Annotated in this window: 31 protein-coding genes; 1 reads left to right on the forward strand and 30 read right to left on the reverse strand. The window is 40.5% G+C overall.

Annotation, left to right across the window (positions count from 1 at the left end):
* Positions 1-76: 76 nt before the first annotated feature.
* Genes HMPREF2628_RS00315 through HMPREF2628_RS00325 form a run of 3 tightly spaced genes read right to left on the reverse strand, consistent with a single transcriptional unit; the run spans position 77 to position 4,041 of the window.
* Entirely contained in the window at positions 77-1,837 is a 1,761-nt protein-coding gene (locus HMPREF2628_RS00315; protein WP_070842002.1) for an ABC transporter ATP-binding protein, read from the reverse strand.
* Positions 1,827-3,596 carry an ABC transporter ATP-binding protein gene (locus HMPREF2628_RS00320; RefSeq protein WP_070842003.1) on the reverse strand — a complete coding sequence of 590 codons (1,770 nt, stop codon included), beginning with the start codon at positions 3,594-3,596 and terminating at the stop codon, positions 1,827-1,829. The genes HMPREF2628_RS00315 and HMPREF2628_RS00320 overlap by 11 nt, the downstream gene beginning before the upstream one ends.
* Positions 3,571-4,041, reverse strand: coding sequence for a MarR family winged helix-turn-helix transcriptional regulator (locus HMPREF2628_RS00325; RefSeq protein WP_070842004.1), 471 nt, complete (start codon positions 4,039-4,041; stop codon positions 3,571-3,573). Before HMPREF2628_RS00325 ends, HMPREF2628_RS00320 begins: the two co-directional genes overlap by 26 nt.
* Positions 4,042-4,255: 214 nt before the next feature.
* Between HMPREF2628_RS00325 and HMPREF2628_RS00330 the strand changes: the two genes are divergently transcribed.
* On the forward strand, positions 4,256-4,897 hold the full coding sequence (locus tag HMPREF2628_RS00330) for a DUF308 domain-containing protein (RefSeq protein ID WP_083320487.1): 642 nt from the start codon (positions 4,256-4,258) through the stop codon (positions 4,895-4,897).
* Between the two features lie 164 nt (positions 4,898-5,061).
* Here the strand turns inward: HMPREF2628_RS00330 and HMPREF2628_RS00335 are convergent, their stop codons facing one another.
* From HMPREF2628_RS00335 to HMPREF2628_RS00455, 27 genes are all read right to left on the reverse strand, one after another.
* A complete protein-coding gene (locus HMPREF2628_RS00335; RefSeq protein ID WP_070842006.1) occupies positions 5,062-5,334 on the reverse strand; it encodes a DUF7720 family protein in 273 nt (90 codons plus the stop codon).
* A 240-nt stretch (positions 5,335-5,574) separates the two neighbouring features.
* Positions 5,575-6,540 (reverse strand): N-acetylmuramoyl-L-alanine amidase family protein, encoded by a 966-nt coding sequence (locus HMPREF2628_RS00340; protein WP_070842007.1) that lies wholly within the window; start codon positions 6,538-6,540, stop codon positions 5,575-5,577.
* A gap of 2 nt (positions 6,541-6,542) precedes the next feature.
* Positions 6,543-6,773 carry a phage holin gene (locus HMPREF2628_RS00345; RefSeq protein ID WP_070842008.1) on the reverse strand — a complete coding sequence of 77 codons (231 nt, stop codon included), beginning with the start codon at positions 6,771-6,773 and terminating at the stop codon, positions 6,543-6,545.
* A gap of 19 nt (positions 6,774-6,792) precedes the next feature.
* Positions 6,793-7,656, reverse strand: a complete 864-nt coding sequence (locus tag HMPREF2628_RS00350) for a hypothetical protein (RefSeq protein ID WP_218970023.1) — start codon at positions 7,654-7,656, stop codon at positions 6,793-6,795.
* A gap of 5 nt (positions 7,657-7,661) precedes the next feature.
* Complete coding sequence (locus HMPREF2628_RS00355; RefSeq protein ID WP_070842009.1) at positions 7,662-7,982, reverse strand: hypothetical protein; 321 nt, start codon at positions 7,980-7,982, stop codon at positions 7,662-7,664.
* Between the two features lie 4 nt (positions 7,983-7,986).
* Positions 7,987-8,460, reverse strand: a complete 474-nt coding sequence (locus tag HMPREF2628_RS00360) for a hypothetical protein (protein ID WP_070842010.1) — start codon at positions 8,458-8,460, stop codon at positions 7,987-7,989.
* The gene (locus HMPREF2628_RS00365; protein ID WP_142350473.1) at positions 8,450-8,878 is read right to left on the reverse strand and encodes a hypothetical protein; all 429 of its coding nucleotides are present in this window, start codon (positions 8,876-8,878) and stop codon (positions 8,450-8,452) included. Before HMPREF2628_RS00365 ends, HMPREF2628_RS00360 begins: the two co-directional genes overlap by 11 nt.
* A gap of 42 nt (positions 8,879-8,920) precedes the next feature.
* The gene (locus HMPREF2628_RS00370; RefSeq protein ID WP_070842012.1) at positions 8,921-9,547 is read right to left on the reverse strand and encodes a hypothetical protein; all 627 of its coding nucleotides are present in this window, start codon (positions 9,545-9,547) and stop codon (positions 8,921-8,923) included.
* A gap of 3 nt (positions 9,548-9,550) precedes the next feature.
* The gene (locus tag HMPREF2628_RS00375) at positions 9,551-9,751 is read right to left on the reverse strand and encodes a hypothetical protein (protein WP_070842013.1); all 201 of its coding nucleotides are present in this window, start codon (positions 9,749-9,751) and stop codon (positions 9,551-9,553) included.
* Positions 9,748-13,338: a phage tail spike protein gene (locus tag HMPREF2628_RS00380; protein WP_070842014.1), complete on the reverse strand. Its 3,591-nt coding sequence runs from the start codon at positions 13,336-13,338 to the stop codon at positions 9,748-9,750. Before HMPREF2628_RS00380 ends, HMPREF2628_RS00375 begins: the two co-directional genes overlap by 4 nt.
* A complete protein-coding gene (locus HMPREF2628_RS00385) occupies positions 13,335-14,120 on the reverse strand; it encodes a distal tail protein Dit (RefSeq protein ID WP_070842015.1) in 786 nt (261 codons plus the stop codon). Before HMPREF2628_RS00385 ends, HMPREF2628_RS00380 begins: the two co-directional genes overlap by 4 nt.
* 10 nt (positions 14,121-14,130) lie before the next feature.
* Positions 14,131-17,442, reverse strand: a complete 3,312-nt coding sequence (locus HMPREF2628_RS00390; protein WP_070842016.1) for a tape measure protein — start codon at positions 17,440-17,442, stop codon at positions 14,131-14,133.
* A 16-nt stretch (positions 17,443-17,458) separates the two neighbouring features.
* Complete coding sequence (locus tag HMPREF2628_RS00395) at positions 17,459-17,695, reverse strand: hypothetical protein (RefSeq protein ID WP_218970024.1); 237 nt, start codon at positions 17,693-17,695, stop codon at positions 17,459-17,461.
* 89 nt (positions 17,696-17,784) lie between these two features.
* Entirely contained in the window at positions 17,785-18,129 is a 345-nt protein-coding gene (locus HMPREF2628_RS00400; protein WP_070842017.1) for a tail assembly chaperone, read from the reverse strand.
* Between the two features lie 63 nt (positions 18,130-18,192).
* On the reverse strand, positions 18,193-18,741 hold the full coding sequence (locus HMPREF2628_RS00405) for a phage major tail protein, TP901-1 family (protein ID WP_070842018.1): 549 nt from the start codon (positions 18,739-18,741) through the stop codon (positions 18,193-18,195).
* A gap of 17 nt (positions 18,742-18,758) precedes the next feature.
* Positions 18,759-19,145 carry a phage capsid protein gene (locus HMPREF2628_RS00410; RefSeq protein ID WP_070842019.1) on the reverse strand — a complete coding sequence of 129 codons (387 nt, stop codon included), beginning with the start codon at positions 19,143-19,145 and terminating at the stop codon, positions 18,759-18,761.
* Positions 19,142-19,534, reverse strand: coding sequence for an HK97-gp10 family putative phage morphogenesis protein (locus HMPREF2628_RS00415; RefSeq protein ID WP_070842020.1), 393 nt, complete (start codon positions 19,532-19,534; stop codon positions 19,142-19,144). Before HMPREF2628_RS00415 ends, HMPREF2628_RS00410 begins: the two co-directional genes overlap by 4 nt.
* Positions 19,527-19,832 (reverse strand): hypothetical protein, encoded by a 306-nt coding sequence (locus HMPREF2628_RS00420; RefSeq protein WP_070842021.1) that lies wholly within the window; start codon positions 19,830-19,832, stop codon positions 19,527-19,529. Before HMPREF2628_RS00420 ends, HMPREF2628_RS00415 begins: the two co-directional genes overlap by 8 nt.
* Positions 19,829-20,146 (reverse strand): phage head-tail connector protein, encoded by a 318-nt coding sequence (locus tag HMPREF2628_RS00425; RefSeq protein WP_070842022.1) that lies wholly within the window; start codon positions 20,144-20,146, stop codon positions 19,829-19,831. Before HMPREF2628_RS00425 ends, HMPREF2628_RS00420 begins: the two co-directional genes overlap by 4 nt.
* Position 20,147: 1 nt before the next feature.
* The gene (locus HMPREF2628_RS10235) at positions 20,148-20,309 is read right to left on the reverse strand and encodes a Rho termination factor N-terminal domain-containing protein (protein ID WP_218970025.1); all 162 of its coding nucleotides are present in this window, start codon (positions 20,307-20,309) and stop codon (positions 20,148-20,150) included.
* A 5-nt stretch (positions 20,310-20,314) separates the two neighbouring features.
* Positions 20,315-21,154, reverse strand: a complete 840-nt coding sequence (locus HMPREF2628_RS00430; RefSeq protein ID WP_070842023.1) for a N4-gp56 family major capsid protein — start codon at positions 21,152-21,154, stop codon at positions 20,315-20,317.
* Positions 21,155-21,160: 6 nt separating this feature from the next.
* Positions 21,161-21,748, reverse strand: coding sequence for a DUF4355 domain-containing protein (locus HMPREF2628_RS00435; RefSeq protein WP_070842024.1), 588 nt, complete (start codon positions 21,746-21,748; stop codon positions 21,161-21,163).
* 104 nt (positions 21,749-21,852) lie between these two features.
* Complete coding sequence (locus HMPREF2628_RS00440) at positions 21,853-22,065, reverse strand: crAss001_48 related protein (RefSeq protein ID WP_070842025.1); 213 nt, start codon at positions 22,063-22,065, stop codon at positions 21,853-21,855.
* A 17-nt stretch (positions 22,066-22,082) separates the two neighbouring features.
* Positions 22,083-22,250 (reverse strand): hypothetical protein, encoded by a 168-nt coding sequence (locus tag HMPREF2628_RS10855; RefSeq protein ID WP_180364259.1) that lies wholly within the window; start codon positions 22,248-22,250, stop codon positions 22,083-22,085.
* A gap of 43 nt (positions 22,251-22,293) precedes the next feature.
* Positions 22,294-22,626, reverse strand: a complete 333-nt coding sequence (locus HMPREF2628_RS00445; RefSeq protein WP_070842026.1) for a hypothetical protein — start codon at positions 22,624-22,626, stop codon at positions 22,294-22,296.
* Positions 22,623-24,224 carry a minor capsid protein gene (locus tag HMPREF2628_RS00450; protein ID WP_070842027.1) on the reverse strand — a complete coding sequence of 534 codons (1,602 nt, stop codon included), beginning with the start codon at positions 24,222-24,224 and terminating at the stop codon, positions 22,623-22,625. Before HMPREF2628_RS00450 ends, HMPREF2628_RS00445 begins: the two co-directional genes overlap by 4 nt.
* Positions 24,211-25,602 (reverse strand): phage portal protein, encoded by a 1,392-nt coding sequence (locus HMPREF2628_RS00455; RefSeq protein ID WP_070842028.1) that lies wholly within the window; start codon positions 25,600-25,602, stop codon positions 24,211-24,213. Before HMPREF2628_RS00455 ends, HMPREF2628_RS00450 begins: the two co-directional genes overlap by 14 nt.

The following is a 25,602-nucleotide window of genomic DNA, read 5'->3' on the forward strand; positions in this document are numbered from 1 at the left end:
TCAAATTTTGCTTACAGGGAAGCACTTGTCTTCTAGTATAGTGCAGAAAAAGAAGGCCGTCAAGCCTTCTTTGGGTTTATTCTTCTGCTTCATCTTCTGTAAATTGACTGTTGTAGAGGTCAGCGTAGAAGCCTCCTTGTGCCATCAACTCATCATGATTGCCTTGCTCAATGATATTGCCATCTTTCATGACAAGAATCAAGTCAGCATTTCGGATAGTAGACAAGCGGTGGGCGATGACAAAGGAAGTTCTTCCCTCCATCAATCGGTCCATGGCTTTCTGGATTAATTCCTCCGTCCGTGTATCAACCGAAGAGGTCGCCTCATCCAAAATCAAGAGCGGCGCATCTTTCAGCAAAGCACGAGCAATGGTCAAGAGTTGTTTTTGTCCGACAGACAAGGTCACTGTATCATCCAAGACGGTATCGTAACCATCTGGTAGAGTCATGATAAAGTGGTGAATCCCTACAGCCTTGCTGGCTTCAATCACGCGCTCATCACTAATACCTGTTTGGTTATAGATAAGATTGTCGCGAATGGTTCCTTCAAAGAGCCAGGTATCCTGCAAGACCATTGAAAAGGCATCGTGTACTTCCGAACGCTTCATCTCCTTGGTATCCACGCCATCAATACGGATACTTCCCTTATCAATCTCATAGAACTTCATCAAAAGATTGACAATAGTTGTCTTACCAGCTCCTGTCGGTCCGACAATCGCGACCTTTTGACCTGCATGAGCTGTCGCAGAAAAGTCATGGATAATGGTTCGCTCTGGTGTATAGCCAAAGGAAACTCGATCAAAGACCACTTGACCTTTCATGTCGCTCAATTGTCTTTCTTTATGAGATTCATTTTCCATTTCCTCTTCACCTAAGAATTCGAAGACACGTCCCATGGCTGCGCTAGCCTGCTGCAAACTAGTAATCCCTTGAGCAATTTGCGAAAGGGGCTGAGAAAAGATACGAACGTAGGCCATAAAGGCAACGATAATCCCGATACTAATCTGCCCATTCAAGGCCAAGGCTGCACCGACGATAATCACTAGGGCATAGCTAAAGTTCCCAATAAACATCATAATCGGCATCATAATCCCTGAAATAAATTGAGATTTCCAAATACTATCATACAAACGATTGTTTAATTTCGCAAACTCTTCTTTGGTGTTCTCGATAGCATTGTAACTGGTCACCACATTATGGCCAGAGTACATTTCCTCCACATAGCCATTAACAGCTGCTAAATCCTGTTGCTGACTCTTAAAGAATCCCTGCGATTTGCCCATAAAAACAGACACGAAAGCAAAACCGATAAGAGTTGAAACAACCGTCACCAAGGCTAAAATCCAGTTCATCCCAAACATGGTTACCAAGACTGCCACGACCAGTAAAGTGGATGAAAGAACTGTTCCCAGACTTTGATTGAGGGATTGGGCTGCAGTGTCAACGTCATTAGTCACACGAGACAAGGTATCCCCTTGAGAATGTCCATCAAAATACCCCAATGGAAGACGATTAATTTTCTCTGCAATCGCTCTTCTCAAACGCTCTGAAAAACGTTGAATGGCTGTTGTAAACAGAAAGGCTTGCAAATAATTTGATAGAAGCCCAATCACATAGATGACGGCCAAAAAACTACCAATGGCTGCAACCGCCGCGACATCCACACTTGTTTCTAGGCCACTTGCAATGATATTGGTCATTTCCTTGATACGGGTTGGACCATATACAGTAATGATATTGGATAAGATTGTTGCTAAAAAGGCGATTAGAAGGGCAAACTGGAGACCTGCAAGATAGGGTTTACTCTGTTTCCAGAGCGACAGTTTTTTATTTTCCATGTTCCAATTCCTCCTTCGATAATTGTGAATAGGCAATTTCTTGGTAAACTTCGTTGGTAGCTAGAAGGTCCTTGTGGGTGCCTTGTCCCACGACTTTTCCTTGATCCAAGACCAAAATCAAATCTGCATCCATAATGGTTGAAATGCGCTGTGCAACGATAAGCTTGGTCATAGATTTTGTTTTCTCTGCTAGCTCTTGGCGTAGTACACGGTCTGTCTTGTAATCCAAGGCTGAGAAGGAGTCATCAAAGATGAGGATTTCTGGCTTCCGAGCCAAGGCACGCGCAATGGCCAGACGCTGTCTTTGACCACCTGAGAAGTTGGTTCCTCCTTGAGCTACTTCTGACTCCAAGCCAGCTTCCTTGTCTTCGATAAAGTTCTTAGACTGGGCCAATTCCAAGGCTTGCCACATAGCTTGTTCACTAAGCGGTGTTTCTTGGCTGCGTCCAAAGTCTAGATTGCCCTTGACATCCCCAGAAAAGAGTACAGCTTTTTGTGGAATATATCCAACCTTGTTGCGCAAATCTTCCAAACTGTAATCTTGAACATTAACTCCGTCCACTAGAATTTCTCCTGCTGATACGTCATAAAAACGTGGAATCAGATTGACTAGAGTTGATTTACCAGAACCCGTTGAGCCGATAAAGGCAACTGTTTGGCCAGCTTCTGCTCTAAAGCTAACATGCTCGATAACTGCCTCCGAATTTGCAGCATAGCGGAAGGTCACATCCTTAAATTCGACCTGACCTTTAAGGTTTTCATCAGCCAGCTGCACTTGAGCAGGATTTTGGATAGAAGAATGCAAATCTAGAACCTGATTAATCCGCTTGGCAGAGACCATAGTTCGGGGAAGAACGATGAAGAGCGCCCCCATGAGAAGGAAGCCCATAACAACCTGCATGGCATAAGACATGAAAACAACCATGTCACTAAAGAGAGGCAGACGTGCTGTCGGAGCAGCATCGTTAATCACATAGGCACCAATCCAGTAAATCGCCACACTCAAACCACTTGAAATCCCCATCATGATGGGATTCAAAATGGCCATGAGACGGTTTACAAACAAATTCAAACGTGTCAGTTCATCATTTGCTGCTGCAAATTTTTCATCTTTGTACTTTTCAGCATTGTAGGCACGAACAACGCGAATACCTGTTAAACTCTCGCGAGTGATACTGTTCAGTTTATCAGTCAGAATTTGAATCAAGGACTGTTTTGGAAAGGCTAGTGTCATCAAAACGGTCGTCATCAAAACGTTGACAATCACTGCCACAAGTACAGCCCAGAGCCAGTATTCTGAATGACCTAAAATCTTCCCGATAGCCCAGATAGCCATAATTGGACCACGCGTAACCACTTGCAAGCCCATGGTGATCAGCATCTGAACTTGAGTAATATCATTAGTGGTACGAGTTAGGAGACTGGGAATAGAGAATTTCTTAATCTCTGTCTGTGAGTAGTCTAAAACTCGGTTAAAAATATCACTTCTCAGCCTACTAGTGTAAGAAGCAGCCACTCTGGATGCAAAAAATCCAACTGCGACTGCAGACAAGAAGGCAAAAAAAGACATTCCAACCATCATGCTTGCCGGCTGCCATAACTCATCCAAGTTGGTAGCCTGAGTTCCCAGTAAATCCGTGATTTTAGAAATATAGGTCGGCACTTCCAACTCTAGATAAACTGAAAAGCAGGTAAAGAGAATGGCTAGTAAAATCATCCCCCATTCTTTTCCACTAATTCGTTTTGCTAATTTCTTCATTATCTCCTCCTATTCTCTTGATATTTTCCTGTAGTTGAGCCAGAACTTTCTCAAAAATCAGTAATTCATCTTCATCTACGTCTTCTATCAACTGGTTGTCAATGCGTTCAAAGAAGGCCTTGACCTGTTGCACTTGAGAACGTGCTTTGTCCGTCAGACGAACAAACTTAGCCCTCTTATCAACAGGACTCGCCTCCAATTCCACCAAACCATTTTGCACCATACGCTTGACCAAATTACTAGCAACAGACTTGCTAATATTGAGTTCTTGTTCAATATCCTTGATGAGCGTTAATTCTTGTTCATGCTCACGCCAACCTAAAAAACGCAGGACTTGTCCTTGAGGTCCACCCATAAATTCAATACCACAACGTTTGGCTTCCTTTTGTACCATCAGATGTACCTGGTGTCCAAAACGTTTTAAAACCAACATCGGTTTATCCATACTTACTCCTTTCTAACCATTGCATTTGGTTCTCCTGAGAACTAAATAAGTTTCCATGAGAACTATTTTATCATTTTCAGAAAAGATGTCAAGAAAAAAGTTTTCATGAGAACTATCTTAGTTTAAATTGACATTAGGCAATATCTTTTATATAATAAGCGCTAACTACTGTGGATAGAAATCCATTCACTCAATGAAGGGAGAAAACTTTCAAATGAATCCAGAAGAACAAAGAGTTTTAGGAATCTTAGCAACCATTTTTGGAGCCATCGCACTTTTAGGATCCTGGATCCCGTTTATTAACTATCTATCGTTGTTCATCGCCATCGTCGCATTTATCTTGGGGATTATCGGCCTTATCGTCAACCTCAAAAAACGGAAAACAATGGCTATTATCGGAACATCCCTGGCAGTTGCCTCTGTTGTACTTTTCTTTACGACCCAAGCACTATACGCTGATGTCTACAAAGAGTATGCCAAGGAGTTTAACCGTTCCTACATGGATACGAGTACCTCAATGGAACGCGAAGAAAAAAGCGGCTTGACAGACGATACCTTCGCCTGGACCCAAGAACAGTTCGACGTCTTAATTGAAGGTGACCTTGACAACAAAGGAAAAGGTGGTACCACCTACGAGGATATTATCAACAAACACGGAAAGCCAGATTCCGAGTTTGACTTCACTCTTGGGGGTTACAATACGAAAAAAATCACCTATATCTCTATTGGAGACAAGACTAAGACTGTTACCTTAACTTTTGCCAAAGATGACAATGGACAGCTCTTGCTCGTCCAAAAACATACAGTCGGTTTAGGTCTAGAAAAAAGCAAGCAACAAAATGATTCTGAAACCTGAGTCTAAGTTCAAATATCAAAAAAACGAACAGCTAGTAAAACTGTTCGTTTTTCTATTAGAATCCATCTACTTTTAAAAACACCATTACATATATTTACATCAAATTCCAATGCCTTAAAAAATAGCTATATTTTCAGTTTTAAAATAATTGGCTTTACATCGTTTTACAGAGGTTTACGACTTTTTTGCCCCTTTTTTGCCCCTTCTCTCTCCATCTCATACATCCGCACTGAATGCAACACGAGATCACGATACTTCCAGGTAGTGACCAGATATTCAATCACTTTGTCATCTTCGATTTCAAAATCAAAGAGCAGCAACAACTTGACCGTGTACTCATTTTTCAAAATCGGCGCCTGGTAAGTCACATCTATCCAGTGTTCAAAACCTAAGTCTGTCTGCTCTACGCTTGCAAGTTTAATGTTCAAAATGTTCATGTTATCTTCCTCCTACTTATCTATTCGTAAAAGAAAATAAAAAAAGCAGTGAAAAATCACTGTTTTTCTACTTTCAGAGCAAAATAAAGATATTCAAGCGAAAAAGAACACTCCTAACCCTATATTTATAAAGGTTTTTCAGGAATTTCAAGCGATTATCAAGCGTATTTTTGGGCAAACAAAAAACCGCAAGCTATTGCCTGCGGTTGGTGTAATCTAATTTGAAAGTCCTTTCTGTTTTTATTTTTCTTCTTTTGGTTTATCAACTATAGTGATAAGCCCGTCTGGTTCGGTTTTGAATGCGGGGTCTGTGTGAAGTTCACCGTTCGCCTTCAAATAGTACCAGCCATCGCCTGACTTAATGAACTGTTTAGATAGCATATAACCGTCTTTTTCTTCCATAAAATACCAAGTTTCTCGATATTTTACCCATCCAGTGGCCATACGTCCATCTGACTTGAAGAAATACCAGCGATGGTTAAGGAACATCCATCCTGTGACCATTGCCCCACGCTTATCAAGATAGAACCAGTCTTTACCATCGTTGAACCAGCGATTGATTAAGCAATAGCCACGTTCATCAAAGTAGAACCACTCATTATTGATTTTCTTCCAGCGTTTTGTCGGATAAGAGCCATCTGACTCCTCCCCCCACCAGCCAGTTTCATTACGTTTCCAGCCAGCTTCAGATAGACCACCTTCAATATCTTTCTTGAATTGCTCACGGCTAATGCCCCATTTTGCCAAGTAAGGGTAGGGATCTACATGGTCAGAATAATTTCGCGGCTGGTTATACGTACAGTATTGGTGCGTCTTAATTCCAGCCAAACTATCAGAATCCAACGTTTTCGGAATTCCTGCTTCATCAGCAAGGTTGCGCAAAAGCTCAACATAGAGCTTGTAATCACGCATGAATTCTTCTTGTGAGCTATGACTTTCAATCAATTCTACTTGTCCATAGCCTTCAACGTTCCAGCCACCTCCTACGTCATATGCTCCCATATCTGTGTACCATGTCTGCATCACACGGCCGTTGCCGACAACGTGCGAGAAAAAACCTGAATCAACAGGACGACGCATATGGTAGTCTGCTTCATTTTGAGCGGTTGAATTCGGATTTCCTGTTGAATGTGCATGAATTTGTCTGTATGGTTGTTCCCCAACTTGTGGAAGGTCAGTTCTTAGTCTACTTGTATCAATATCCATTCTTAATCCTCCTTCGGATTTTCATATTCAAGCGCTTGCTTGCTGTCAGTGATACCGCTCGTAGTCGGATCGTTGACCACACCCAGCAATACAAGGATATACACGAACGTATTCACGCCGTCTTGGATATTTTTCGGAATATCCAAACCGAATTGTTGAGCCATCAAAAAGACAGCACCAAACAATGCAATGAGTGTCACTTTATTTTGTAGTCGTAATTTCCAGTTAATCATTTGTTATTTTCCTTTCTTTTTATGGCAATGTTGTTGGCCACGGTTCGTCAGTTATATACGAAACGGCACTTACACGGATATCTCCGATGTCTCGGTCGGTTGGGATGACATCGTTGAAACTGAACTGGATATAGTTTGCGTCACTCTTTCCGCCCAAATACCAGATTCCATACGGTTTTCCTGAATCGCTATAGATACTCCCGATTAAAGAGCTTTCACTTCTAAAACCTTCTGGAATGTCTCCAGGATTTAGCACTTTTACGCCTCGGTCTCCAGTGCTAGAGTGACGAACGAATCCCGGCCCCTCTCTGCGAATAATTCCGAACCAACCCCAATCTAGACCTCCGAATTGATAAGAAACCAAGTTGTTCACACGCCTAATTTTAATAAACGATGTTCGACCACCTACAGTTAATTTTGATAACGTCCTAAGTGTTCTCCAACCAGTGTCACCGGTTAGGACCTTCCAGCCTGTGTTACCATTTCCGCTCTCTTTAATCCATTTAAGAGCGCCGTTCGTCACATTAACATCCACATAGGTGGTCCCGATTTCGGCAGTGATACGGCCTTCTGGTGAGCCTGTGCCACGGATTTCATGGCCTACGTTCTCTGGTAGCGGTAGCGTGACCCTGTTGCCTCCTGTGATACTTAAATCATTACCTGTTAATGTCAGCTGAGGCTTTACAATCTCACTCTTTTTTGCATAATCAGCAAGCGATTGGTGTTGTGTTAAATAATGCTTGCCCTCCAATTCTTCATGAGTCACAATCTGAGAATAGTCTATCTCAGTCGCTTCGTGCATTTCTTCCTTGGTTGCGTAATTCGTTTCAATCCGCTTGATGTCTTTAGCGACCGCTTTAGCAAATTCCTCTAAATTGCTCATAACAATCACGCTTTCGCTGCATTATATGTTGCTACCAGGTCAAGATTGGCAAATTCATCAATACGACGACCGAGGTCAGCCAATTTTTGAACGACTGCACCTTCAGTGCTACCACTCATTTTAGCGATTTCCTCAGCGATTTCTTTAAGCGTATTGAGATTTTCAGGGACCCCATCACCTAGAAGGTCATTCTTAACTGCGGTTTTTGCCTGCTCAATAGCTTGCGTTAACGTAGTACTGTCAACCTTACCATTAATCAGTTGTTTCAATTCCTTGATGTCAACCCCAACTGCTTGAGCGAATGCCGTTAATTTTGTTGTGTCCATTGTTTTACACCTTTCCTAAATTGTAGTAAAAAAGTAAGTCTGGCAATTCCTGACTCACTATGCCATCGCTACCTACAGACCTACCTGCAAGTTGCTTCTTAACCTCTTCTGCGATATCAAACTCTTTGAGAGCGTGGATTTCGTTTGTTACCAGTTCTTTATCTGACGCGACTATCTTGATGTGTGTCGTCTTATCGCTCGGAAATACATATCCACCTACGTTAATTTCCAGCCGATACTTACCGATTGGTAAGATATCAGTGATACTAAACACCACGCTTTGATTCTCTACTGTGACCCTCTTTGACCATTGTGAATTTCCCAAAGTCAATGTGACAAGGGCTTCTTGTCCATTTAATGAGGGTATCGCTTGGAAGTCCTCGTCTAATAGTTCATAACCAAATGTGGAAGAGATGTCCCCTTGCTTAATCAGATAGCCGCCGTCAAATTGAGCCAGATTTGTCGTGTTATAGACCATTCTGCGCCCCTTTCTCATCTTCAATTAAGATGTCGTCCCTAATCTGCAATGCTTCAAAATTGTTGTACAAGTGGTCAATGTAGCCATTGCCTCCAAGAGCTTTATAGCTTTTGTGCATATTTTCGACCACATAGAACTCATCCTTTGTGGTAAACCCACGACGGATGGCCCTGCGAATATCACGGTCAAGGCGCATCCTCATAGTTACCAGGTGCGCCTCGTCGTGTAACTTCAGTTTCTCTTGTACTTCGTCAATTTTGGTGTTGCTGTCGCATGCGGTTTCTTGGACATCTTTGATTTGTTTCTTGACTTCACTCAACTCTGAAATGATTTGGTCTGTTTGTTCCTTTGATTTCTTCGGCAGTTTGTAGCTAAGCCAAGCGATAATAATCGGTGAAGCTACTGGTAGTACGTTCATGAAGAAATGTTCTGTTTGCTGTAAGATGTCCATTTAACACCTCTACTCTTTTGGTTCAAACTTCCATGCTGCGCCTGTTCCGTCAAGTTCAAGACGACCGTTACGAGCGAAATCGCTGACTGGTTCGCCATTATACGTAAATTCACGGTTAAGCTGAACCAAGACACGTTTGCCTTCGCCGTTTACTTCCGCATGATTAGGGTCTTCGATAGTAATCAAGTCATGTGCCATGTAATGCTTACCAACTTCAGCAAGTGGAATCAACTCTACCAATTCCTTGTAGTTGGTTCCATAGGCGATTGTCTTGCCTGCTACGGCATTTAAAACGACCGCATGGATAATCTTCCCATACCGGTCGGTTTCTTCTTGGTTATGCTTAACTGCTTCATCTGTAGCGGTTTGTTTCGCTTTAGTTTCAGCAAGTTGATGTGTCGCCTCTTCCAGTTTCGCTTGCGTTTGAACAATAGCGCTCGCCGGGTCAAGTTCAGCCTTAATAACATCCAAAACTGCTTGGATAAGCACCTCTTGACTTTCGTGAGTGCGGTCGCCATTCAATCCTGCTTGCTCGTAGCTATAGCGTTGGCCATGTTCTTTCTTGATTGTAACAATCGTTACGTTCTCAGGTTGACGATAGTAAGGGGCATTTGCTAATTCGTAAGTTTGTGTCATGTTCTATTCTCCTTTTTGCATCTTAGCTTTAGTTTCTTCAAATAGTTCTTTGAGCGCTGGGTCGTATTCCAGTACCTCGTTCATTGCTTTTAATTCGCTTGTTGCAAGTTGATAAAACGCCTCATTTTGAACCGATTCCAACTCACTTTTAGCTAGTTTAGTCGCTAGCGATTGTAACACTAGCTGATTGATTGCTTCATTCATGCTATTTCCTCCATTTTTTGATTGAGTTCCTGAATTGACTTGATAAGATAAGGCACGAGTTCAAATGTGCGATATGAGTATGCGCCGTCTGGATTTTCGTAGAAAGCTTCTGGGATATACTTCTGAACATCTTGAGCCATGATACCGCAAGCTATATCTTCTATTTTTCCATCGTACTCCTTGCGGTAGCTGTAAGTTTTCAAGCTGTTGACAATATCAAGGCCTGAGACTGTACTGTCTTCGATATTGTTCTTATATCGACGGTCTGAAATCTCTTTATTCATTGGGATCCAGTCGTAACCTGAACCGCTGTAATAAAGATATAAATAACCGCTAGATGGATCAATTCTTGAGTATTTTGGTGATGAAATCCAGTAACCCTCTTTATTCTTATCGTACGTATATACAATATTTCCGGTTACTTCAAGGTTTCCGTGAACTATAGGTCGATTCCAAAAATTAGCTTGATTATAACAATACATTTCACCGTTATTTTTGACATACCAAGCGTAATTGCTTGGCTTCTCCCAGTTGTTTCCCCAGTTAACCCAAAGGGCAGTCTGGCCCCATCGCCCATTACCTGAACCCATTCCGACTGCGAATTGGTTCTGGCCAGTTAGCCAGTAAGAGTTCGGGTCTTTATCATGAGGACCAATCTGGAATCCACCGATTTTCCCCTTATACCCCTCAAGCAAGGTAGCAGTAACCACAACAGACCGAAGCTTGTTGATAAAGGCCTGTTTAGCTGCAAGCGTATCTGTGAAGATGTTACTTGCTACAAGCTTGTTCGCAAAAGCTTGGTCCATTCTCACTTTGTCAGCGGTCACTGCTTCAGCATCCAAAACAACTGTAGTCACTGAACCAGCTTCAAAATTACCTGTAGTCAACTTATCAACCATGGCCGACTTGATAACTGCCTTATCAATCAAAGTCTCGCCAGTTATGTGGGTCAACTTACCAGTAATACGATTGTGCCCATTTGCTCCAAGATTGATACCTGAAATCAAATCGCCTGCGTTGTTGATATTCTGAACAGACCACGAGCCGGCTAACTGACTTTGAACCGAGCGAACGGCTTCTTCTGTATCTTCAGGAGCTAGCGTGAATGATGTGGCATTGCTTCCTTTTTCAAACTTGATTTCTGAAATGTAAAGGTTGACAACCTTGCCCTGTTCTCCATAAAACATGAGGTTGATTTCGTCAACATCCACTGGCAAGTTAAATGTTAGGCTTATTTTTTTATACGAAAATCTTGCAATTTCTGAATTTTGGATAGTTCTCCACATCTGAGAAATAATCGCATTATTTTTTCTACAATGAATACCAATCCTAATACCACTAAAATCATCAGCTCCATCTTTTGAAGCTAAAAACGATAGGATTACGTTATCATTTTTCGAACCTTCGAATTTGAATGTTTGATATATTCCGTAAAATTCCGTTGTCCCAGCCGAACCATAGATATGAACACCCGATTTCCCTCTTTGAGTAGTCGAATGGTTATAATTGAAATTCAAGCCTGAAACATTGGTTTCTTTCCAATTCTTAGACTTTTCTCTAAAATCAGCATTCTTTACATAGTTTCGGTTATCACCAATATTCTTAGCAACTTCAACCTGAAACAGTTGATTAGACAGAGCCATGCGAGCGACCTTGTCAGCTATGTCATTCTCGTTGATACCGATAATCCGCTCATATAGTTGGCTAGTCTCTCTGACATGTTGGAAATCCGTCTGATTGGCCTTGCCAGCGATTTGCGATGTGATGCTTGCAAATTGGCCGTCTACCGTCTGCTTGTACTGAGCAATCTTTGAAGCGATGTCATTGTTCGTCTGCGTGCTAATCGAACTAAAACGACGCTCAAGCCCTCTCACATCCTCCTGATAAGTCGATTTCCCAACATAATCTCTGGATATCTGTTCACGGACTGCACTGACTTGACGAGCGCTCTCATCTCGAGCATAACGCTGCAATCTCTCTTGTCGCTGACCATCCTTGCTGATGTAGGTCTCAACTGCACCCATTTTAGTAAATAGACCGTCTGCAGTACTTTTAACCTCGTTCAGCTTCGTGCCGTATTGAGTCTTGAACGACTCAATCTGGCTAAGAGCATTTTGAGATGATGCTTGTAGGTTAGTAAGATCTGCTCTTGCTCGCTCGCTAATTCGTTTCGCTTCCTGAGCGAGTGAATTACTTGCACCAGCACTTCGTAGGGCCTCTTCAGCTTTTCGTCTAGCTTCTTGGATTGAAGCGTTGTCGAACGACTGAAACTTCTTGTCAATTTCGCTTGAGATTTGATGCTTGACTTCTTCGGCTCTTTCCTTCGCACGTTGCAGTTCATTATCAAACTCTAACTTATAAACACGAATTTTCTCGTCGAATTCCTTATTTCGACGGTCTACCTCGGTCGCTATAGCTTCTTCAATCAACCCCTCACTAAAGCCACTTACTGCTTCTTTGATAGCTTGTTGACGAGTTGAGCGGTCTTTAGCTTGTAATGTCTGGTAATCGCCCAATTCAACGACTGAGCGGTTATCATCTAACTTGTCGATGATTAGCTTATGGATTCTAGCTTCAAAAGCTATTCCAATCTGGTCTCTTACGATTCCGACACTATCACCAATCCAGATATCTTGCTCAATCGCATTGGCCAAATCCAAAAGATTAGCTTTGAATGTGACGATAGGAACAGATAAACGTTGCAATTCCTTGTAAGTTGCTTTTAGCAACTCGATCGGGTCTTCTATATCCTCATTCGTATAGACACCAAAGCGATGCTTGATGACACCATTTTGATGTAAGCCGTAGATGTTTCTAGCGGTCTCATTCGATACATAATTCTGCCCTGCAGGTTTGTCGACAGGGTCGCCTTTAGCAACAGACCACGATACATCTTTAAACTGGATTCTACGACCATAACCACCCGTAGCTTCCCCAGTTTCATCCGTGCTTTGTTCACCCTTACCACGCCCAATAAGAGCCGTCACAACCTCGTCAGATGATTCTTCATAGGTTATGTTCAGGATGTTAGAACCATATTCAAATTGATGCCCTGTTTTGCGTCCAAAACGCTGATTTAGGTCAATGTATCGTCCGATTATCTTGTTTTCGACAAAGGTATATCTAACTTTGAACTCGCAAGCGTAAGATTCAATCAATTTAACAAGAGCTTGTCTGACAGAAATGTAATAGAAAGACATATTACCATTAATTGTCAAACCGTCTACATAACCTAATTGGTAGCCAGTGCCCTTCAAAATCTCTCTTAAAACATCGCTTGCATTTCCGCCCGGTCGCTTATCTTCGATGATGAATGAATGCAAGTCACTTTCTGCTCTGTCTATCCCCTGGATAGTCAAACCGATGTCGTAAGATTTTTCAGAAATCCGAAACAAACAAAAAGCCCTGTCTCGTGATTGAAATCCGAAAAACTGGGCTTCTTTGATAATGTTAGGCTTGTAATCTACAGGAATTTCAAAGCTCGCTCTATCAAATTGATTTAATTCAATCGTATGAGTGAAATCTGCAAGGCTCGCTTCATCAATGACATCAATCAATTCTTCTGTTTGATTAAATAAATAGATCATGCGAATACCTCTTTATACTCAATACTATTTAGCAGAGCGCCTACAACTTGAAATGTATTAACGCCTTTTTGAAGTTTAAAATACCGACTATTAACCATGTCGAAGTTCATCAACTCGTTCCTGCCATTTAACGTGATTTCTCTTGTCTCACAATTAACAAGTAGATTTGGACCTTGAATGTAAGTAGCCTTTAGTCGAATATATCTCTGAGTTTCAAGATGTAGAATCCGAATCTCAGAGCCAGCTTGCGTTGTAAGTCTCAAAATAGGCTCTGTTGGAAAGTCTCCGTTATACGTTACTTTGTTTGTTGTAGCAGTTTTAGGTTCGGTATACTTGAACGGATCATGGCAAATAAAATGCAACTTGATAACCGTATCATTCGCATCTTCCAATTCTGGTTTCTTAACTTTTGAAAAGATTGCTTTATAATATCGGCCTGAATCATCACCGAATACTAATTTCTTGGCTTTACGAGAAAACAAGAGGCGATTTAATCGCTCGTACTGTTTCCGCATGCCTAAATCAGTAAATCCTGTTAACTTAACCTGTATTTCTATCTCACGCTCTTTATAAGTCGCACCATAGAGATATTGACCGTCTCGACCTTTGATAGTTGCAGTTTCGTGATGAAAATCAAGGACATCACGTCCTGTGGTGTTTGCCACAAAAAACGTTCCGTCCTCGTTGTTCATCTCTTGATTGAGGCTCACATCACCAAATCGAACTTCTAGGCCAGAGTTAAATGTTGGCGTGCCTCTTATTGTGTCGTTAAAAGTATACATTTAAACACCATTAAAGGCTTTGAGCCTTCAATCTTATCCTTTCTTCTTTATTTTGGATATTCGAAATGTCAGAAACAAAGGCTCTGAAATCATTTGAACCAAGAGCGAGGTTAATAATAGCCGGTTCTTTCGTCTGATTTACTTCATAAGTGGCTGATAATGTACCAGATACGTTATTTGAGAAATCACCCTGCAATGCATTAGACATTGCTGAAATTCTAGAACCTGCATCATCGAACATCGAACGGATGCCGTCTGCCATTCCAGATACATTGTTTTTGACATTTTCAAAGCCGCCCATCAAAGCAGTGTTGAAACCGCCCATGATAGCTTGACCAGCTGGTATCAGCAATCTACGGTCATAAGAGATAGGTCCTTTGTTTTCGGCAATCCAGCTAGCGATACCACCGACAAAATCTTGAACCGCTCCCCAAGCTGATTTTAGACCGTTTAAGAAACCATCGATGATAGCTTGCCCTGCTGCCCCTAAGTCAATATTCCATAATTGGTCAAAGAAGCCTTTAACTGCTTCAATAGCGCTAGAAACTCCACTTTTAAGCGCTTCTAATGCGTTTAAGAAACCTTCTTTCAAAGCGTTAGCAACATTCACTACAGTATCTTTAATCGCATTGATTGCAGTTGACACAAAGTTTTGGATACCCGTCCAAATTGTCGTAACTGTGTTTTGGATAGCGCTCAATACTGTGCTGATGATATTACTAATCGCATTAATTACCGTTGAGATAACTGTCTGAATACCTGTCCATACTGTTTGTGCAATACCTTTAACAGCTTCCCACGCACCACTCCAATTTCCTTGGATAAGCGCAGTTGCTACACTGATAATACCTGCTATTACATTCAAAACTGTTGAAATGATTGTTGAAATTACTGTCCAAACTGTCTGGACAATTGTAGTAAATACTGTCCAAACTGCATTCCATACCTCTTGAACAATCTGCATACCTGTTGTAATCACATTTTGGATCACTTCAATAGCACTTGTGATGAATTGCTGAATAGCAGTCCAAACTGCTTCAATAACTGGTTGAAGTGTATTCCATGCAGTCGTAGCAACATCTACGATACCAGTCCAAATAGTAGACATGAACTCAGAGAAACCAGTCCATAATCCCTTTATTGTTTCGACAATAGGGGTCAAAAAATCAACTAATCCATTCCATGCATTTTTAGAAATATCTGTGACGCTATTCCAAAGAATTACAAAGAACTCAACTAAACCGTTCCAAGCATTTTTGATAGCTTCAATGATTGGCATCACTACTTCAACGATTCCATTCCAAACCGTTGTAGCTACTGAAACAATTCCACCCCACAAAGCTGAAAAGAAATCTTTTAAAGCATTCCAAACATTCATTAAAGCTTCAACAATAGGACGAGCACCCTCTAAAAAGCTATTCCAGACATCTGAAGCTACCTGCTTAATACCTTCCCAAAGTCCAGAAAAGAACTCAGTAATGCTATTCCAGACATTCTTAATGGCATCTATTACTGGTTTTGCTTTTTCTAAAAAGCCGTTCCATGCGTTTGAAGCAGTTTCTTTGACTCTATTCCATAAGTTAGAGAACCAGTCAACAAAGCCGTTCCATGCGTTTCGAATGCCTTGCCAAGCTTTTGAAGCGACGTTAACAATTCCATCCCATAGACCTGTGAAGAATTTTCTGAATCCTTCACATTTATTCCATAACAGAACGAATACTGCAACCAGCGCAATAACAATACCAATAATCCAACCAACTGGGCCTGATAAGACTGCTACTATCGCTCCCCAAGCCGAACTAAAAGCTCCAGCAATTGCAGAACCTTCCATAATACCTGAAATGAACGTTCCAATTGCTGAAATAGCTGGCATAATCCACCCGCCAATTTTTGTCAAGATATTTAAGCCACCTAAGGCTATCCTAGCGAGTTTTGAACCTTCCGCCATAAATGTCAGTGCTGAGCTTGCTGCTTTAGAGCCTTTAGAAATGCCGATTAAGGCCATTCCCACATCTTTTATTGTTCTTAAACCAGCAATCCCACTTTTTGTTAAAACAACTGCTTTACTGAGACCATTTAAGGCAGTTGTCGTAGGTCCGATCAATGCCTTTGTTGTTTTAAAAGCAATAAACGCTTCAGCAATTCCTCTAATTTGAGCAGGGCTTAAACTTTCTACAACCTTGGCAAACGCTTGTAACGCCCCAGATGCTATATTTAACCCTCTACCTAGCTTTTGACCAAAAGATTCAAAATCTCCTCCAGCCAATGCAGAAACAACTTTCTTAATAGCTTGCCAGATTTCGTTTAATGTTACTTTGAAATTTGAAATAGCACCAGATCCTGAGAAACCTTTCCAAAATTCCTTCATTTTAGATACTGCGTTTGTTACAAATCCCGAAATCTTTTTCATGATTGAGTCAAAATCAATCTTATTTAACACATCTTCAAGGTTTGTTGCTAATTTATTAAAATCAATCTTATCAAGCTGATTCATGATAGCTTCAAGAGCCTTGATACCTGCTTTAGATAATGCGTCAAAAGCTGGCTTCAGTTTATTCGCTAGCGTCTCTTTCAAACCGTCTAACGCTTGATCAATCGTCTTGTAGCTTGTGGCCATGTCCTGCATCGACATCCCTGCACGTTTAAACGCTTCAGCGAAATCATCTGTTTTGACTTGTCCTGCTTGAATTTTAGTAATCAACTCATTTAAAGACATTCCCATCTCTTTAGCGACGGCACTCATACCTGCTGGAGCTTGTTCCATCATGACGCGGAAATCTTGCCATGAAATCTTCGGTTTAGCTAAAGCCTGCACCATTTGTTGAGACAAGGATTTCATGGCTTGTTTCGGATTTTCAGCGGATGCAGCAAGACCACCCATAGCCTTAACTAGTTCACCACTATCTCGACGACCGATTGCAGCCATCTGTGAGAACGTGCCAGCCATTTCTGAAGCTGAATAGATGGTTTTAGTCGCGTAGTCCTGCATGGCCTCTTTAGCTTCGTTAATTTGGTCTTTCCCCCAGCCTAGCTTACTAAGGTTCCCGTCGAACGTATCCCATGCTTTCTTGGAACTATTCAACTCACCGACCATTTCACCTAAAGAGCTCTTGATGCTACCAAAAGCCGAAGCGACCGCTGAACTAACCAAGTTAGCCCCCAGCATGGATTTAAACATTGAACCACTCTTATTTGAGATAGTATCAAATGCGGATGATGTCTTCTGAAGTCCGTTAATTGCCTTCTGTAGACCGTTCAAAGTCGAACTCATTCCTTTGTCGACCGCAGTCAGTACCGCCTCGACTGAATAAGTTTCTGCCATTATATACCTCCTTTCGTTACATATTTGCTCTCAGTAAGAGTTGTTTCTCTTTCTCTGAGAGTTGATACTTTTGCTTGTTAATATCTTTTTTCTTGTAAAAATCACTGTATTTTCTATACAAAGGAGTTTTACCGTCCGATTTAGTAGCTTCTACCTGTCTAGACAACCAAGCAGAACGATGCAAGAGTTCATTTTCATCTTGCTTCCTCAACAATACACCAGTCATTAACAAATCATACTCATACATTGTCATACGACCAATCTCGTTCATGTCAGTGATATTCAAAAATCGGACACAATTTATAATGATTTCCTCAAACGTTTCAAGAGATGATTTTTCAACTATTTCTTGAGGCCTTGGTTCATCTCCGACATCAAAGACTTACCCGCATTTGACTCACTCAGTTCTTGAAGGACATCATCAAACAACTGCTCTAAATCTTCATGCTCTTCAACGAATGTTTCAACATCAACCAAAGAAGGTCGTGGGCTTTCTGTGACTGTCCCGTGATAAATAACATCAGCCAATGAAGCGATATTTTTAGCATACAGTTCCGGAATTTTAGCAGATAGAGCCATACCGAATTTCAAACCTTTTCGCTCGATTGGATAAGCCTTATCTAGTGAACGAACGAATTTAACACCGAATTTCACATTGTGAGTTTTACCATTGATTACTAATTGCATTGTTGTTTCTCCTTTTTTCTAAAAAATACAATAAAAAAGAGAGGCACGAACCTCTCTTAATTTCTACCCACCGATCCCAGGTACTCCAGAAACTGAAGTTACAGAACTTGGTGAGCTAGTTGTTGTTTTAGTAGTGTCAGCAAACTCATACTGAACGACTTCAGCTTGGCTAGCGTTAAGAGTAGCATATCCCTTGACACCAGTTCCGTTTACTGCAATTTCAAGTTCTAACTCAATCAAATCTTCAGCGTTCTTGGTTTTCTTGAATGATGTCAAGTAACCTTGATAGTACACTGACTCGTATTTGTCACCTTGTTTCTTAGCATTCTTCTCGATTTCCCAAACTTCGATAAGTTCACCCTTATCCATTGCTTTTTCAAGTTTAGCAACAAGTTCATCATCTTCTGCCATGATCGTTGTAGCAGTGATTGAAACCTCAATACCACCGACAGATTGAAGAACGCCATCTTTTGTCTTAACTGAGTTAGCGTCACGGCTCTTTTCAGATGAATGTTCAGTCTGGAATGCTAACTTAGCGCCGTCAGCTTTGCTTGCTTCACTTAGTAAACGGAACAATAGAATACTGTCAATCCCTTTTTTTGCAATTGGCATTTTTTATCCTCTTTCTTTTATAAAATTGTAAATACTAAACGAACACGACCACGTTTCAGCGGTTCGACTGTCGTGTTGTCGTCAAAAAGCGATATTGTAGACTGCGAGATATTTAAAGCTAGATGATAGCCATCTGCCTCGCTAATCTTCATCGCTTCAGCAAAGATATTCGAACACATATCTGATACTTGTTTGCGTTTTTTACGGGTACTCCACACCGACAAAACCAACTCTACTGTACCTTTCACATCCGTTTTATTTGGAACGAGATTCGTCGTCGTGTCCTCAAATTCAACGAACGGATAAGGAACGTTGTCGTCTGGCTTGTAATCGTATGTTTTATAACCCAAAAAAAGACAACGTTTAAATACGCTGTCAAAAACTGCTTGCTCTCTTGATTTCATTTAACCAACCTTTCCAAATCATTTTTAAAAAGTTTTTTCTGATCATCAAAAGCTGGTTTGATAAACGGTTGTGCGCTCATTTTGCGAGTTCCTAACTCAACGTAAGCAGCATAATCAGTCCCTGGTGCCACTCTATACTTAAACCTATCTATCTTGCTACTGTTAACAGAGATAGAGCGTTTAGTCGCTCCTGTTGGTTTGACAAATCGCCTATTTTGACCTCTACCTTCATAGTGACCTCTAAACTTGGAAGCATTGGTAACTGCTTTCTTCTGCATTTCAGTACCATTTTTTTCAATGATACGCTCCACTTCTTCCATTTTAGCGACTCTTTGAAGTTTGGTTTGAAGTTTATCAAGGCCTTTTAATTCAAAACGTAAGCTACCCAATAGTGTTGTCCTTCTCTAAATAGAATACTCTCCCAGACTGCTTATCTGCTCTGCATTTATAGCGTTCTTTTCGATAATTGAGATAAGTGAATGCGATTTTAGGTGCATTTTGGAAATAAACCACTTTTGAACCTCGTTTATATTCACCAAAAACTGCGACTTGCTTATCGATACCCAAATCCATTACATGAACTGGAACAATCAAACCTTCACCTTCGCTAGAAGTATATTCACCTATTTCTGGATCATAAACTTCTGGTTGCTTAGTGATAATCTCCACTCTAGCGTTATATCTCATAGCATCTTAAACCCCGCATTGAACGTTTTTGAGCAAACTCGCTTAATCACACTATCGTATTCTTTGAAATCATCAGAGTTAAATGTCATAGATGTGCCTTCTAAGGAATGATTACTCATCCCTTCAGCACCTATCCTATTAAAACGTTTAATTATGACCTCGGTAATGATATACTCAAGGCCTTCTGGGACATCATCCACGCCTGCATAGGCTAAAAAATTAGCAGTTGTCAACATTGCTATAGTTGTGAGCAACTTATCTTGAAGATTATCCTCAATCCCTAGCAATATCTTTGCTTGAACGATATTTGCCATGTTATCCCTCCAATACTGCGATAAGGTCCTCTTTGTTCAATGTTGAATAACCTTCGATATTGCGCTCTTTGGCAATATCTTTTAAATCTTTAACCGTTAAGTCGCTGTAATCGATAACTTCAGTTTCAGCAGGCTTTTTAGGATGATGTCGTCTTAACATCATTCCCATTAAGCACCTCCGAATTTAACGACTTTTGAAGGATCGTACAAGTATACACCGTAGTGTTCATCACCAGTGATAACAGTAGTTTTCTTGAGGATGTCACGGTCTGTTTCAATAGCTACATCACGTTTAAGATTGATAACGAATGCTCCGTATTTAGCAACATCATCTGTATCTGTGTCAGTAGCTGAAACTTTAACAAGGAAACCTTTACCTTTTTCAACTTTCTTAGAACGTACGATTTGAACACCATGCGCTTCACCAAAAGTACCAGAAACAACGATGTTGGCGCCGATTTCTGAACCACGAACCCACTCTTTAGCTGTATCTTTACGTAAAGCAATAGCATCTTCAGGATTGATAAGAGCAACGTAACGTGCATCTTCTTCATCTGCGAACACTGCCAAGGCTTTATCAAGTGCATCACCAGTTGTGGGTGCTTCAGCGACGAATTGAGTAGCTTTTTTAGCTTCTTCAACCAAATCATTATCTACTTTGTTAGCAATAGCCAAAGCAATTTGGTGTGTAGCTTGACCAATTGGGTCGCCGTAGCCAGAAAGAACCGCTTCGTCTGTAAGTTCGATACCTTTCCCGGCTTTCTTAATGGTCATTGTAGATTTTTTAGTAGTCAATTGGTCAGGAGTGATAGCTTCACCTTCAGCTACATCTTTAGCGTCACCAGAGTATTCCCATTTAGGAACTGTGATTGTAGTACCTGGTTGTCCGACAAGCATGCGCTCAACGTAAGCAAGTGGTGTGAATTTAATCATTTTGTCAAGCTTAGCTGATACCATATCAGCCATTACTTCAGGGTTGACCATTTGTGCAATTTTAGTTTGTGTCATTGTCTATTATCCTTTCAACTTATGATAAAGTTCTGGGTTGTTTTGGAGCAGTTCATTCCTACTCTGGTAACCCATTCTGTTAAATTGTTCTTTGGTAATCTCACCAGCTGAAGTGTCTTCCATCTTCTTCGGTGTCTTACCTTTTAGTTTCTCACTGACCTTTTTATCAGCAAGTTCATTCACTAATGCAACAAAGCCTTCTACAGCCTCCTGTGTAGCCTCTGCGGTATCTTTGACAACAAGACCTAGGATTTTATCATCAACTGCAATACCGCCCTCGGAAAGCATTTTAGAAGCTTCTCGCTCTAGTCCGCTACGATTGATTTTAGCTTCCAGTTCAGCAATGTATGCTTTTTGTTTTTCCTGCTCATACTCTGCTTTCTGGGTTTCGTTCATCTGACGTAGCTTTTCGGCTTCATCAAGCTTTTCTTGCATTCGTTTATCGAATGACTTTTCTTGTTTAGCCAAGCGTTTCTTGATTAGATCATCAACTTCACTTTGAGTGAATGTTTTCGGTGCATCTTCAACCGTTTTAGGATTGTCGACTGTTTCCTTTTCGATTTCCAATACATCTTCTTTTACTTCTTCTGCCATTTCAGGCCCTCCTTTTAAGTCCGAGTGGACTGATATCCTTGGCTTTTAATGTCGTCAAAGTTCGGACAATATAAAAACCGTACGGGATTCCATACGGTTAAGTTTTATAATTCGATTCCTTCGATTTCTGCTCGAATTTCTAGCCAGTATAAATACTGACCCATGGCGCACTTTTGATTTTTTAAAACTTCAATTGAGCATTTTGGCTCAAAATTGAGCGTACCAGCTTCGTATTTGATAACCATTTTATGTAATTTTGTATATTTATCCTTAAGCGCATTGTATTCATCGATAAAACGTCTTTGCCAATCTTCCATATTTCTGTTCCTTTCTTTTAAGTTTCTATTAGGATAACTTCGCAAGCTACCACTGAAATTCTTTTTACAACCAATTCACAATTCAAAAAATCGCATGGATAACCTCCATCCAAATCCTTGTTATTGTGGCAAACTGAAATGTCTTGTTGTTGATCTATCACTTCACAAAGTTCTTTGACTTTCATTTTCTACACCTTTTCTGAGCATGAAAAAAGCACTTAGATTTCTCTAGGCGCTTGTTGATAGATATTCTTCATATTCTTTACGTGCATAGTCAGGCATCTTTCTCTTTGCTCTGACGATAAATTCATCAAGTGGAGTATCATTGTTTGACCTACTAGAATTATAGAAATCACTTCTAAAACGATGAATCCATCTTTTAGAGCGCTCACTTGTAAAAACTGGTGGGTAATCTTTTGAAAATTCCTCCAATATTTGCGGATGATTTTTTTCTAAGAATGCTTGACTAAAGAAAATTGCGTTCCCTAAAAAAGCAACCTGTTCATCTGTCGCTTTTTTCAATGGTTCAAACAAGATATGTTCTAAATATTTTGTTTTCAATCCACTACCTCCACTTCAATAATTCTTCGTTTAGTGTCAAAAGCCATCTCTTGCACCGTTTCAGAGAGAATCTTAAACCTTGTATTTGGTTTAATTATGAACTCTTTTTCGTCGGCGTAATTACTCAATTCACTGATATACGCACCAACAGATTGACCTTTCTTTATGAGTATATTTAATTGAATTTCAACATCTCCGCCTCCAAACTCATCTATAACTGCCCTATCAAGACTAGTACTCATAAATCCTTTATCAATCACTAGTGTTTTACCGACAGCATTTACTAAAAAATCGTCTTCTGATTGATTGAATAGTCGATAAGTTTTAAAAGTTTTTTCTGCTTTATATGTTGAAATAGCTGAAATAATTTGCTCAGATTTCTTCTCAATATCATTATACCACTTTTTAGTCTCATCGCTTAATTTTTGTGAGCTTCCACCTGTGATTTTATCTAGAAATCCTTGTCTTCCTTCTCTCAATACATGGTTGTAATCCTCGTACATCGCTGTTGTATATTCATGGATAGATTCCACTTCATGACTAGATAGATTCTTCAACCACTTCTGATAAGACTTTTGCTTTCTGAAGAAGTCGTCTATTTCTTTTGGATCTTTAGCTTCAAATACTTTATCAATTTCTTGTTGCTCTTTATTATTTGATTTTTTGTGATTAAAATGCGGTACTGTTGTACACCGACAATTCGGATGAAAAGGCGGTGCGTTCAATGCTGGAACCAACTCAGATACTTTAAATATCTTTCCGTTGAATGGTTGACAAATTTGACACGCTTTTAATTCAGTCATGATTTCAAACTCTTCAACACCATTTGCTTCATAGTTAGCTTTCTGAGCCTCTGAGTATACCCTTGCCGATTCTGTCACTGCTAACCGTCTAGCGTAGCCATAAGACACATCGAACTCTTTACGTAGCTGATTGATTAAAAGGTTTGTGCCTTTGCCTCTTAAAACGGTATCAGCAACACCTTTCTTAACGATATCTCGCAACTCGCTTTGTCTTTCCCAAATTCGAGAAGACCACGTCGCATTATTGAAATTAGCGTATGTAATCGTATCTGCTGATACTTTTGAAGCTTCAAAACTTCCGAGAGTCATATTCAAAACACCAGCGCTGAACAGATTCTCACGTCTGACAGACTCCGTTAAATGCTTATCAATGATTTCAAACTCACTCAAAGCCAAATCATACTGATGTAGCTTGATATTCGCTTGCAACACTTCAAGGCGACTTGTCTTCATCTTCAAGTTATACAATCTCATCAAGTCATTCTCTGCCTTCGTGAAATCCTCGCTCGTCACCTTCTGACCACGTTGTCTCAAGAGATTAGCACGTTCAACAAGTTGCTTGGCTTTAAATTCAACATTGACCATATCAAGCCTATCAGCTCTCTGCTTAGCTTCTAGCTTCGTGATACCCTCTTTATCAGCATACCTTTGCCAAAAGCTATCAATTTCTTTCTGAATGTTATTAGCGTGTTGTTGATAGACACCGTTCAGTTGATAAGCTACTCTCTTATCTGCTAGTTCCCTAGCCTTTTCTTCCGCGCGATACCTATCTTCCCAATACTTACTGGTCAACATCTGCTATAACTTTCTGACTTTCATCTATTTCAGCGTCTGAGTAGATTTTTTGTTTTTCTAGACGAACTTCAAGGTCGCCCATGGCTTCCTCTTCTTTCTCCATTCTTTCGATTTCTTTCTGCGGATCATCAATGATAGATAGAACAGATAGCTTAGTCTCTTCAGATACTTGTCCAGATAACTGTCCGACAATCTGCGCTTCTTCAAGAATGTTTCTTGGAACGTTTCTAGTAAATGTATAAGTCAACCCTGTCCACGCATCCTCGTATACAGCAGTCAAAGGCACGCTGAATACAATCTGATACAAGCGATTAAATGCAGATTGTAGCTTCCTATCTTTCATGCGAGCAAGGTTGTCCATCGCCTGCAATTTAAAAGCAAGAGCAGTACCAGATGAATTTCCAAAATCAGCTTCAGACATATTGGCAACCATAGAAATAGCAAAGATAGACTCTTTCAGTAAGCTGATAAGGTTCTCTTGGGTCGTGTCTGAACTTGGCTTCTCAAGGAAGTTGACTTCAGGCAAAGGTCCGTCACCATTCTTCCAAAGATTGAAAATCCTATTCTCTCTGATTTGACTAGCATCTTCATCTTGTAGTTCGACACCCAGCACTTTCAAATAAGCGTCTGCGAAATAATCCACATCATTCGCTTTCTCGCTTGCTGCCTTATTCAAAGCATTAATCAAAGTCTTGACGCTTTCAAAAATGCTTTGTCGTTCTTCGTTCTCAATCAATTCAACAACTGGGATAGAACTATAGATGTGCTGAGTACGCTCACCGAATTTTACTGTTCCACCAGTTGAAAAAGCAGCGTCAATCACCTCATTATTCGTGATAACTTGTCCAACACCTTTTTGGCTATTCTCATTAAACGTATATCTTACTGCGAATAACGGGCGTTCTTCAATACTGTTATCATGCACGATGAACATATTAATTGGACTGTTATAAGTCGCTCTGGTCTGCTTATATTCGTTTTGATAAACATAAATAAACGCATGACCAAACACACTAGACATCTTAGCAAGTTCAAACTCTGAATCTTCCATGTCGTTAATCTTACGGAAATCAGAGACAAACTCGTTCACGTTTTCATCTTCGTGCTTGATTTTGACAGGGACACCGATTTGATAGCCTGTGAACGTATCGACAATATATTTTGCATAATTAAAAACCAGACGATTGTCTGGCTTCCAGTTATCTTTTTTAGGCATTTTCAAGACTTCATGTTGTGAGAGATACATATCTTCGCTCTCAACATAGTTCTTGACTAGCTTGCTCATGTGAAGCCTGATTGCTTCAGTAACAAGTTCTTCAGTCACTTCATCGCTTGTTGTCGTAATGACCTTTCGTTTATTAACAAAAACTTTTGCCAA

The sequence above is a fragment of the Streptococcus sp. HMSC063B03 genome (assembly GCF_001836965.1).
GTDB lineage: Bacteria > Bacillota > Bacilli > Lactobacillales > Streptococcaceae > Streptococcus > Streptococcus pneumoniae_F.